Here is an 11,912-nt window from a genome sequence, read left to right on the forward strand (position 1 = left end):
ATATATCATCATTTCTATCATAGCTTCAAAAAAGGAAAAGATTAAATGGGTATATCATTTATTGATGGTGAAATTAGTTATTACATAGAAATTAATGAAGGAGCAAGAGATAAATGCTAATAGACTCTGTTACTAAAAAAATACTTCACTATGTTGACGCACAATATCCAATGCTATATCTTAATACATTTGAAGAAACGAAAATTGACAAAATTATAAAAGATGTTGCTTATGGTCGAGATATTTTGGAATGGAATGCTTCCAAAGGGTTGATTCAATTTGAAAATAAGTCTCCATTGTTGGATAGTATGGCTAATTTAGAAATTGTATTAGATATTTTGATATCGGATGATGAATTAAATGGGAAAATCCTGGTTGTTAAAGACATTCACCATTTTATGAATGATCCTCGTATTCTTTCAATGCTGAAAGAGTTAGCTATTAAAATTTATAATGGATTAGAAACGGTTGTTTTCTTAGTTTCACCAATTCTAAAGGTTCCAAAAGAATTAGAGAAATATATTACGATAGTTGAAATTGATTATATGGGTGAATCAGGTATAAAGAATCTTATTAAAGAGTTCATTAATGTAAATGCTTTGGAACCGCTATCAGGAGATTTGTTGGAAGAACTAACAATAGCTTTTAAAGGTTTGACAGAATACGAGATTATTAATATTCTTTCACTCGCTTACTCAAAAGAAGGAAGTCTCCTAAGAAGAGATTTGGATTTGATATATGATCAAAAGTATCAGATGGTTCAGAAGTCGGGTATTTTAGAAATGATTCCATTAAATGAAAGTTTTAAAGAGATCGGTGGGTTAGATAATCTAAAATCTTGGGTGTCTAACAAAGCGAAGGTATTCAAAAATATGAATAAAGCATTGGAATTTGGTGTTGATATTCCTAAAGGTGTATTGGTAGTTGGAATGCCTGGATGTGGAAAATCATTAAATGCTAAGGCTACGGCTCATTTATTTGGTATTCCATTATTACGTTTAGATATGGGGAGACTGTTAGGGAAATATGTTGGTGAATCAGAAGCAAACATGAGAAAGGCGATTAAATTAGCAGAAGCAATCTCTCCTTGTGTACTTTGGATTGATGAAATAGAGAAAGCGTTTGCAGGAATTGGTGATGGGGGAAATGCAGAGGTAGCCACAAGGTTATTTGGAAATTTCTTAACATGGATGCAAGAAAAAAATAGTGCAACATTTGTTGTGGCAACTGCTAATGATATTTCGAAACTACCACCAGAATTAATGCGAAAAGGTAGGTTTGATGAAATATTCTATGTTGATTTACCAAGCATTGAAGAAAGAAAAAAAATCTTCGAGATACATATATCAAAACGTCGTAAAAACGATCTTCTGTCTATTAATATATCTGAATTAAGTAATAATACAGATGGCTACAGCGGTGCGGATATCGAAGGTGTAGTTAAAGAAAGTGTAGAAAACGTATTTGTTTCAGAGAGAGATAATTTAACTACAAAGGATATTTTGGATGTTATTAAGAATACAAGTTCTCTATCAGAACTATTTAAGGATCAGCTTAAAGTTATTTCTGAAATATATAAGAAAAATAATTTTAAACCTGCTTCTAAGAGATAAGGAGTGATACAGGTGAATAATCTTTATATTGAACAAGAACATCTGATTATGAATGAAGAAAATGCAGAACAAGTAATAGGAATTATTCAAGAAGTGGTTGGAAGCTACTCCAAAAAAAATAGTGGCATGACAGATGAAGAGTGGGCAAAAAATGAACTCGCAAAATACCTACCAGATATGGCTGAGAAAGAAATTATTACTGTTAGCGAAGAGATTATTGAGTCAATTCACTCATTTAATCAAAATTTACATAGTCTGGAATTAGCAATCTCTAATGGAACATCTAAAGAAAAGTGGTTTCAAAATAAGGTTCAAGAATCTTCTGTTGGAATGAAAATAAATAAAGTAGGTCAATATCTACAAGAAATTGATTATGTAATTGCAAACTCAAACGACTTAATGCAAAAGACAATAACAAATGCTGATGGTTCAATTAATCAGAATCTAAATTTAGATGGTTTTATTTTTGAACAACATCATGCTAATACTTTTAATATGGATGCTGTTCTAAAAGGAAGTAAGTATAGAGCTGAAGCTGTTCAACCGAATCCAGGTGAGGTTTATAAAAAAAATTCAGTTGATATTGTAATTAAAGATATTGTATCTGGTAAACAAGTAAAGAGATATCAAGCAAAGCTCTGTAGAGACAGCAAGGCAACGAACGATGCCTTTAAAAAGGGAAGGTACAATGGACAAGGAAAAATTGTTGCAAAAGGTCAAGCGGAAAATGTAAAGAGAAGTAGTGACTATATTAGCATTAAAGAAAAATTTAATGAAATCAAAAGTCAATCAATGAGTAAATCTGAAGGTAAGCAAATGCAAAGTATAGCCCAAGAAGGTAAATCATTAGAAATCGATTGGAATTATTATAAGTTAAAAGATTTGACTAATCACATGACTCAAAATGTAGCATTTGCGAGTTTACAGTCAGCAACAGTTGCAGTAGGATTTGATCTTGTTCAAAGAAAATTATCAGGTCAAAAAATTGACGGTGGTGAAGTTGTTGAAATTGCGTTAAGAACAGGGATGGATTCAGGAATTAAGAATGCTACAACTGTTGGACTAAAAATTGCTTCCGAGAAAGGTCTTATTTCTTTAATTCCAAAAGGGACACCTGCGGGGATTATTGCTAATGTTGCTTGTGTTGCTATAGAAAATGTAAAAGTATTAGGTAAAGTAGCAAGTGGTGAATTAACTATTCTAAAAGGTTTAGAGAAAATGGAACGTGTAACAATGGCTACTGTTAGTGGGTTAGCATGTAGTGGTTTAGGAATGGCTGAGGGGGCAGTAATGGGTGCATTTGCATTAAGTTGGATTCCTGTTATCGGCCCAGCAGTAGGAGGATTAATAGGTGGACTTGTTGGAGGTACTGTAGCCTATATGGCAGGTTCCACAATTGGTGAAACGGTTTGCAGAGGAGTTCAAAAGGTAAGGAATACAGCAGTTAATATGGTAAAGTCAACTGCAAAAGCAGTGAAAAGTTTTGCAAGTAGTACTGTAAATACAGTGAAATCATTTTTTAGTTAAGTTGATAAGAAGGGAGGGTTTGTAGTGCTGAAAAGAAGTATCAAGTTTCCTTTAATTATGAAAGAAGGGAAACAAGTTAGAACATTAGAAGAGTTAAAAGATGCTTTTGATATAGAACAAGTTATTGAATATTACTATGATGGAAGATTATTTACTTGGCTTGAACAACGGTATTATATGAAAGAATTTAATGAAATTAAGAGTATAAGTGGGTTGAAACTGAATGAAGTTATACATGAAATTTATGACATCTTCGGGATTAAAAAACAGGATACTTTTGATGTAGATATTTTTTTGAAGAATAAAGAAAAGATAAAGAGTATTAAACAATATACTGAGGATTTAAATATCCTGAATAATATTGCAATAGTGGCCTCTACCCAACAAGAATTAGAAAAAATTCTTGAAGGTTTTAATTCACAAGAGGAAAATGAAGTTTACCTGTTAGATGGGGAATTTGTAGTCGATGATAACATTGGGAACATTTGTTACATTGGTATTAATAAGCCCAAAGTTATATTAGACTCAGACAAGGACTTTAGGGCTGAAACAAAGAATATTACTTTTAAAAATGTAACTTTGACCGCATTAAGGTATATGTCTTTAGAGATAAAAGATATTGAACAAGTTAATGTTGACCTACAAAAGATTAGACTAATGTCGCTTATTAAAGAAAGAGTCTTAATTAGGGCAATACCTCAATTATTAGAGGAGAGTCAATTACTCCACCTCACCTGGAAAAAGAAAGACGGGGAACTTGTTAAGGGAGGCCCTGTTCTTGGGTATTTAGAAGATAATGGCCGCCCAATGTATAAAGATTATATAAATAATGACTCTGACGGTCGATTATTCATTTTGAATAGATCTGATATAGTCAGACCTAATGACATTATTGCTGTAGTTGGGAAACCAGAAGATAGAAAAAAGGATATTATAAAATGGGTTAAATCAACAACCAATACCCCATCTTGGTTATTTAGAAGATAAACGTCATCAGATTTATATAGATTATGTAAATGATGATTGTGATGGTAGATTATTCATATCAAATAAATCAGAAATGACAAGAGAGTAAGAAATCAAAGTAGTAATAGAAATTGTATTAGATATCTTGAAGATAGTTTGTATATTAAGTTACTTTAGCACTCCTTACCCTTACTTCTACTATGTAATTAAACAATAGAAATTTTCCAGATAAAATAGACCTTTTCCGCAATTCATCCACAGTTGGAATAAAGTTTGTCCAAAAAGCGTGAGAAAAAAGCCTGTTATCCCCGACATATCAACAGTTGTGAAAAAAAAGCGTGAGAGAAAAACTCTTTTTTAACTTGATAAAAAATGTGAAAAAAAGCGTGAGAAAAGCCCGAAAAAACGGGTTTTTTTCTTGCAAAAATGAGGAAAAAGCGGGAGAAAAGGAAAGACTTTATTTTAACAGCGAACGGTGGAATGCGGGTTTGAGCGAGGGAAAAGGAAAATTTCTAAAACGACTGCACAGAAGTTGTAACCGAAAAATAAACACTTCTAATTTTCGATTCTGTTTCAATATCATCACCGGTTTATTCAATACGAATTTGGGTTTAAGCGGGTATTTTCGGAAGGGGTTATTTTGGTTGTACAAAAATAGATAGAACTTCATTTTAAAGTTAGTTGAGTTTTTTAAGAAATCTAAAGTGATTTTATTGCCAATTTTGATGGTTTATAAAAGGGGTACCAATGTGGAATTTAACACATTGAGTCCCCTTAATCATTATTTAAAACACTTTCGTAGTCCAATCCTCACAATTCCAAATATCGGTCGCAATTTCACGATAGAAATCAGGTTCATGGGATACCATCAAAATACTTCCGCGATAGGCCTTTAAAGCACGCTTCAATTCTTCTTTTGCGTCGACATCCAAGTGATTGGTAGGTTCGTCTAGAATTAATAAATTTGTTTCTGTGTTAATAATTTTACACAATCGAACTTTGGCTTTTTCACCACCAGAAAGGACTTCGATTTTACTTTCAATATGTTTTGTCGTTAATCCACATTTTGCAAGAGCAGCACGGACTTCAGCCTGATTCATACTTGGGAACTCGCTCCAAATCTCTTCAATGCAAGTGTTGTAGTTGGACTGTTTAACCTCCTGCTCGAAGTAACCGAGGTGTTGATACTCACCACGTTCCACTTTACCCTCCAGCGGATCAATCAACCCAAGAATACTTTTTAAAAGAGTAGACTTACCAATACCGTTTGCACCCACGAATGCAATTTTTTGTCCGCGTTCCATTTTTAAATTCAGAGGGCGAGAAAGTGGTTCATTGTAACCAATAACAAGATCCTCAGCTGTGAAAATCCAACGACTAGCTGCACGAGCTTCTTTGAAAATAAACTCTGGTTTTGGCTTCTCTCTTCCCAATTCTATAACTTCCATTTTGTCGAGCTTCTTCTGACGGGACATCGCCATATTACGAGTCGCAACACTTGCCTTGTTACGAGCAACGAAATCTTTTAAATCAGCAATTTCTTGTTGTTGACGCTTGTAAGCAGACTCTAGCTGCTGCTTCTTCATTTCATGAACTTTTAAGAAGTTATCATAGTCACCAACATAGCGATTCAACTCTTGGTTTTCCATGTGATAGATCAAGTTAACAACATTGTTCAAGAATGGGATATCATGTGAAATCAAGATAAATGCATTCTCATATTCCAGTAAATAGCGCTTCAACCATTCGATATGCTGTTCATCCAAATAGTTCGTAGGCTCGTCCAGTAATAGGATTTCAGGCTTTTCTAACAGAAGCTTAGCAAGCAAAACTTTCGTACGTTGCCCACCACTAAGATCATCTACATCTCGATCGAGTCCAACACTGTCTAATCCTAGACCCCGAGCAACTTCCTCAACTTTTGAATTAATTTGATAGAAATCATTACTATCCAAAGTTTCTTGTAGCTCTCCGACTTCTGCGAGTAATGCATCAATATCAGCACCTTCATCACCCATTTTTGCATAAAGTTCATTGATCTCTGCTTCAGCATCAAAAAGATATTGGAAAGCAGTACTCAAAGCGTCACGCATCGTCGTGCCTTTTTGAAGTACAGCATGCTGATCTAAATAACCAACCCGAACTTTTCGTGACCACTCCACTTTCCCCTCGTCAGGTTGCAACTTCCCAGTAACAATATTCATGAAAGTAGACTTACCCTCACCATTTGCCCCAACAAGTCCAACGTGTTCACCTTTTAAAAGTCTAAAAGACACATCATTAAATATCGCACGATCACCGAAACCGTGACTTAAATTTTTTACGTTTAATACGCTCATTTTTTTAACTCCTTATCTAATATCACATGTGGTTATTTTACTGGATTTTGGCTGCTTTTTCTATCTGAAGTTATTTTTTGTGGAAAATGTAATTTGATTTTTGGACTAAATAAAAGTCTGCCCCTTCTTAATTAAATGAGATTATCTAATTATTTTTACTTGGACGGATCTCAATAGGGTAAAAGTCTATTATACAACCGAACCTGGATTTATGAAATGAGGTTTTCCAATGTGGGAATAGTTCAAAAAAAATTGAAAGAATTGGTTGAGTTCTAACAAAAAGTAATTGAGCTACCTAATGGGGGTGGAAGGTACAAAAAACTAAATTAAGGTAAACAATGACACATCTATATGAATCTACCATCCCTTTTTAAATTCTCAATAAAAAAGAACAGTCACTTTTCAGTAACCGCCCTCTAGTCTCGTACTGAACTGTTTAAGGATAGAAATTTTTCACCTAAATTTATTAGGATATAATTTGATCATTGCATCTGAGATTGTATCAGCCATTTCCCTTGCTTGTTTTTCAATTTTGTCATATATTTCAATATCCTTTTTAAAATCTTTATTAATCATCGTTAATGCTTCTTGCTTTGTTAAATCTAAATGGTGGTAGAACATGTTTCTCATTTCTTCCTCAGGCAAAAATGGATTAACACGATTGAGGAATGCGGAAATCTCATCTGCATTCGCATACCATTTTTGTTCAGCCATTTTCGCTGCTTGTTCATTACCAGCAATTGCAGCTTTTACTAGGTCAGCAGCAATTAGTAGATGCTCTTGAATTAAAGAGGAATATTTCTTAGCCGCGGCATCCCCATATAATGGTCGAATCATTTCTCCCATATCCGTCGCATTTTTCAGAAGACGAGCGACAACAAAATTAATATCTGGTAATTTATAGATTAAACTGATGATTGTCATTCTAGTCCAGGCTACATGTTCTTCCCAAAGACTTCGATTGTCCCTCATTAAATCGACAGCTGCTTGACTGACAAAATTATTGCTTTGTTGTGTATGTGGAAATACTCGAGGATAATGAGGATGCATTCTAGAATGGACCACAAAGTTTCCCTTTACAGGTGAATGGTCATAGCGTCCCATCATCCAATAATTAAAATTAGGTGGCATATGATAGACAAATACTCCATTTGAAAAATGATTCATGTCTTATTCCCTTTCCTTTATATTTGCGCTTAAAATGCAGGATATTAACATCATTTCAAATAGTGTATTCATCTTGGATAAATGTGACAGTACCTGTGTTTTTTTAATAATATGAATATCCTTGATTTTCAACTGACTGAAGAGGATATGCAAAGAATTGATGCATTAAATGAAAACCATTGATTGGATCTAGACGCTAATATTCTTCCAGCTTTCCTAATGAAAAAGCCACCAATTATTAAAGAAAACTCTTTAATAATTGGTGGCTGCTTGTAATCGATATTAAATTAATTGCTCTTCCTCTTTTTCCTTACTGCTTAGCTTAAACATACCAATAACAATACCCAAAATTACACCTATAACTGCTGGTAGTAGCCAGCCTAATCCAACTTCATATAAAGGTAGGATAGATGAAAATAATTGATCAACTGGTTTTACTACCAATCCAGCTGCATTTAATCCATCAAATACACTTACGATAAATGTGAATAACATACTTAATTGATAAACGATCTTCTTCCCGTTAAATGCATTATGGAATAAAGTTAAAAATAATAATACGATTGCTAAAGGATAAATAGCTGTTAACACTGGTGCTGAAATCGAAATCAAATGACTTAACCCGAAGTTTGCAACAGCCGCACTAAAGATAGCAAAAATGATAACAAAACTACGATAAGAAACTTTAGGCAATATTTTATTAAAATATGAAGCACAAGAGCTGATCAGACCAACACTAGTAGTCATACAAGCCATAGTGATGAGAGCACCAAGTACGACACCGCCAAACGATCCAAAGTAGAGATTGGCTACTCCAGCTAAAACGGATCCGCCATTATCCAAAATACCTAATTCTGAAACGCTGCTCGCTCCCATAAATGCCAAAGAACTATAAAAGAAAGCTAAAAGAATTGCAGCAATTAAACCGGCCTTCATTGTAGATACCATAATCACTTTACCTGATTCCACACCTTTAGAGCGAAGGGAATTGATAATAATGATTCCAAATACGAAAGCTGCTAACACATCCATCGTTAAATAACCTTCTGAAAAACCACCGAAGAATGCACCTTCTGTATATTTACCAATAGGTTTTTGAAGAGCGCCAAGTGGTTTGAAAATACCCACAATAACTAGAAGAGACAAAAAGCTTATTTTAATAGGTGTTAAATATTTACCTAAGATATCAACAATCTTTGAAGAATTAAGTGATAGTAATGTTGCAATTGCAAAGAAAAAGATTGAGAAAATAAGAAGTCCCATCGTATCCCAAGATTCTGGGATTAATGGACGAATACCAATTTCAAAGGATACCGTTCCTGCTCTTGGTATAGCGAATAAAGGTCCGATCGCTAAGTATAAAATAATTGAGAATATTAATCCAAATAATGGATGAACTCTATTTGCTAATGATTGAATATCACTTTTCCCAGAGTAACCTAGAGCAATAACCGTTAAAATGGGTAATCCTACGCCAGTAATGACGAATCCACCCATAGCTATCCAGATATTCGCTCCTGCTTCTTGTCCCATCATGATTGGAAATATTAAATTTCCTGCGCCAAAAAATAAGGCAAATAGCATTAACCCTAAAACAATAATATAAGAAGTTGAAACTTTTTGATTCATAACTACTACCCCTCTCTACTAACTTCCCCCGATATATCAATTATTCCGAAAATTATTATTTAAAAATAATTTTTAATAGTTCTGATTCCTCTTGAATGATATTGATATATTGCTTTAATAAAATAACATATCCAAAAAATTAACACAATATATTATATCACTAAAGTATTTCGTGATCATCTTGATCTATGAGTTTTATTTTGGAAACATCGTTATTCGTTCGTAAATGAAAATGAGAGGGTTAAGTTTTTACTCAAACGTATAATCCACAAATTAGCAATCTAAAAACTCTTCAATGACTTCTCTTTTTTCTCATCGTGTATTTCGATATATAATTGTTGAAAGGTAGTAAGGACAAGTCTACTTATTTTTTTATAAAAGGTGATAGCATGAAAATTTCTATAAAACTTGGGTTATGGTTCTTTGTCTGTATATTGATAATTGAAACATCATCCATGATGTACCTGCATCGTAATATTGTTCATTCCCGTGTGCATCAAGAGCTTGAATCGCTTAAGGCAAGAGGCAACAGTCACCGAGATGTTTTAGAAATTTCTTCAGATCCCTCCACTCTGCATCATATTGGATTAATGGAATCACAAACGGATACAGAAGTGGTGATTACAAAAACAAATGGAGAAATGATCGAAACATCAAGGAATATTGATGAAAGTATAAAAGAAATCATAAATCGCCCCTTGCGAAGCATACCAAACGAAGGACTAATTTTGGAGTCTGACTGGAAAAAGGAAAAGTATATTTCAACTGTATCCCTTTTTAAGGACGAAAATGGCAACAGTGGTTACGTTTATATGTTTAAGAGCACCGATCAGGTGAAAAATTTTATTTCTCAATTAAACAAACATTTTCTTCTAGCTTCATTGTTAATTTTGTTTTTTATGATCGTTACGATTTTCTTTCTATCTAAGGCTCTAACAAAACCTCTTATTAAGATGAAAGAAGCTACAAAGAATTTGAGCAATGGTGATTTCTCGGTCTCTCTTCCCGTAAAGTCAAATGATGAATTGGGGGAGTTATCGAATTCAATTCAGACCCTAGCAAGCGACTTAAAATATATGAAACAGGAAAGAGATGACTTTCTGGCGAGTATATCTCATGAACTTCGTACACCGCTAACGTATATTAAAGGATATTCCGACATCGGAAGAAAACCTACTCTTAATGAAAAGGAAAGAATACATTATTTAGATATTATTCATGAAGAATCTGAACGTATCAATCTCCTGCTCCAAGAATTATTTGAACTAGCTACTTTAGATCAAAACACCTTTTCCGTTGTGAAGGAGCGAGTCCATCTCTGTTCATTTTTTAAATCTATTTATGAAAAAGTCTCACCAGCCTTTAAAGAAAAGGAAATACAATTAAACGTGGAATGTGATGAACAATTGTTTTTACCGTTGGATATAACACGTTTTGGACAGGTTCTTTTAAATCTGTTAGACAATGCACTTAAATATTCGAAAGAAAAAACGATTACTCAAATAAATGTAAATAAAATTGAAGGAAATATTTATATTGATATAACGGATCAGGGGATGGGAATTCCCAAAGATGATATTCCCTATATATTTGAACGTTTATACAGGGTTGAAAAATCACGTTCAAGAACTACAGGTGGGTTTGGCATGGGACTAGCTATTGTTAAACAGCTAGTCGAAGCCCATGGAGGCCAAATAACTGTAAAAAGTAAGGTTGGGGAAGGAACAGTTTTTACGATTGTTTTGAGGGAGGAATAAAAATGAAAACCGTTTTGTTAGTTGATGATGAAAAGAGGATGCTTGATCTTTTAGATTTATATATCTCTCCTCACGGATATAAATGTGTAAAAAAACAAACAGGAGTAGATGCCATTACTTTTTTGGAGAGTGAAAAAGCTGATCTTGTTATTTTGGATGTAATGATGCCAGAAATGGATGGATGGACGACTTGTAAGAAGGTTCGGGAAATATCCGATGTTCCTGTAATCATGCTGACTGCTCGAAATGGTAAAGCCGATGTCGTTAAAGGGTTAAAAGAAGGTGCAGATGATTATGTTACCAAACCATTTAACGAGGAAGAACTATTGGCAAGAATGGAAGCGGTTATGAGAAGAACAAAAAATAATCTTGATGAACGTTTAGAATTTAAGGGATTAACATTAGACGAAGCTGCTTTTAGAGTCACATTTGAAAAACAAACGATCTCAATGACACTAAAGGAGTTCTCCTTATTGGGTTTATTTTTAAGTCATCCTAATAAAGTTTTTTCAAGGGATCATTTAATATCAACTTTATGGGGTTTCAAAACAGAAACAGAAGATAGAACGATTGATTCTCATATTCGGAATATTAGAGAAAAGTTACGCCAAGTTGGTTATCCAATTGACCAATACCTGAAAACAGTTTGGGGTGTTGGATACAAATGGAGTTCTGAGGTTGAGTAATGTATTAATAAGTTCCGTTCATAAATATGTCACATTTTCTGCAAGGTTTCTCCTAAACTTTTTAGTATTTTTAGTATTGCAAAAGGTTAAATATCATATATAGGAGCATTCCTGTTAGAAGGATTTTCGGGGACTTGAACAAAAAAGAGCCCTCTTGGTATGATATGGGGTGTCAAATCGTGGCGAAATGACCCCTAATTTGTTAACCAAGGAGGACTCCATAATGGA

The 11,912-nt window shown here is 33.8% G+C and carries 8 protein-coding genes; 5 read left to right on the forward strand and 3 right to left on the reverse strand.

The genetic code is table 11. The annotated features are described in order from the left end of the window. Nucleotides 1-113: 113 nt before the first annotated feature. Genes ACFYKT_RS18445 through ACFYKT_RS18455 form a run of 3 tightly spaced genes read left to right on the forward strand, consistent with a single transcriptional unit; the run spans nt 114 to nt 4,127 of the window. A complete protein-coding gene (locus ACFYKT_RS18445; protein ID WP_389222565.1) occupies nt 114-1,613 on the forward strand; it encodes an AAA family ATPase in 1,500 nt (499 codons plus the stop codon). A gap of 12 nt (nt 1,614-1,625) precedes the next feature. Next, on the forward strand, nt 1,626-3,140 hold the full coding sequence (locus ACFYKT_RS18450) for a hypothetical protein (protein ID WP_389222567.1): 1,515 nt from the start codon (nt 1,626-1,628) through the stop codon (nt 3,138-3,140). 24 nt (nt 3,141-3,164) lie between these two features. Then, nucleotides 3,165-4,127 carry a hypothetical protein gene (locus ACFYKT_RS18455; protein WP_389222569.1) on the forward strand — a complete coding sequence of 321 codons (963 nt, stop codon included), beginning with the start codon at nt 3,165-3,167 and terminating at the stop codon, nt 4,125-4,127. A 764-nt stretch (nt 4,128-4,891) separates the two neighbouring features. Here the strand turns inward: ACFYKT_RS18455 and ACFYKT_RS18460 are convergent. The 3 genes from ACFYKT_RS18460 to brnQ all read right to left on the reverse strand — a co-directional run bounded on the left by ACFYKT_RS18460 (nt 4,892) and on the right by brnQ (nt 9,241). Next, nucleotides 4,892-6,445 (reverse strand): ABC-F family ATP-binding cassette domain-containing protein, encoded by a 1,554-nt coding sequence (locus tag ACFYKT_RS18460; RefSeq protein ID WP_389222571.1) that lies wholly within the window; start codon nt 6,443-6,445, stop codon nt 4,892-4,894. Nucleotides 6,446-6,898: 453 nt separating this feature from the next. Then, nucleotides 6,899-7,549 carry a hypothetical protein gene (locus ACFYKT_RS18465; RefSeq protein WP_389222582.1) on the reverse strand — a complete coding sequence of 217 codons (651 nt, stop codon included), beginning with the start codon at nt 7,547-7,549 and terminating at the stop codon, nt 6,899-6,901. Between the two features lie 345 nt (nt 7,550-7,894). Beyond that, nucleotides 7,895-9,241, reverse strand: a complete 1,347-nt coding sequence (gene brnQ, locus ACFYKT_RS18470) for a branched-chain amino acid transport system II carrier protein (RefSeq protein WP_389222573.1) — start codon at nt 9,239-9,241, stop codon at nt 7,895-7,897. Nucleotides 9,242-9,630: 389 nt separating this feature from the next. Between brnQ and ACFYKT_RS18475 the strand changes: the two genes are divergently transcribed. Next, nucleotides 9,631-10,998, forward strand: coding sequence for a HAMP domain-containing sensor histidine kinase (locus ACFYKT_RS18475; protein WP_389222575.1), 1,368 nt, complete (start codon nt 9,631-9,633; stop codon nt 10,996-10,998). Between the two features lie 2 nt (nt 10,999-11,000). Continuing rightward, nucleotides 11,001-11,684, forward strand: coding sequence for a response regulator transcription factor (locus tag ACFYKT_RS18480; RefSeq protein ID WP_389222577.1), 684 nt, complete (start codon nt 11,001-11,003; stop codon nt 11,682-11,684). Nucleotides 11,685-11,912: the final 228 nt, after the last annotated feature.

This window comes from Cytobacillus mangrovibacter (assembly GCF_042865275.1).
Classification (GTDB): domain Bacteria; phylum Bacillota; class Bacilli; order Bacillales; family Cytobacillaceae; genus Cytobacillus; species Cytobacillus mangrovibacter.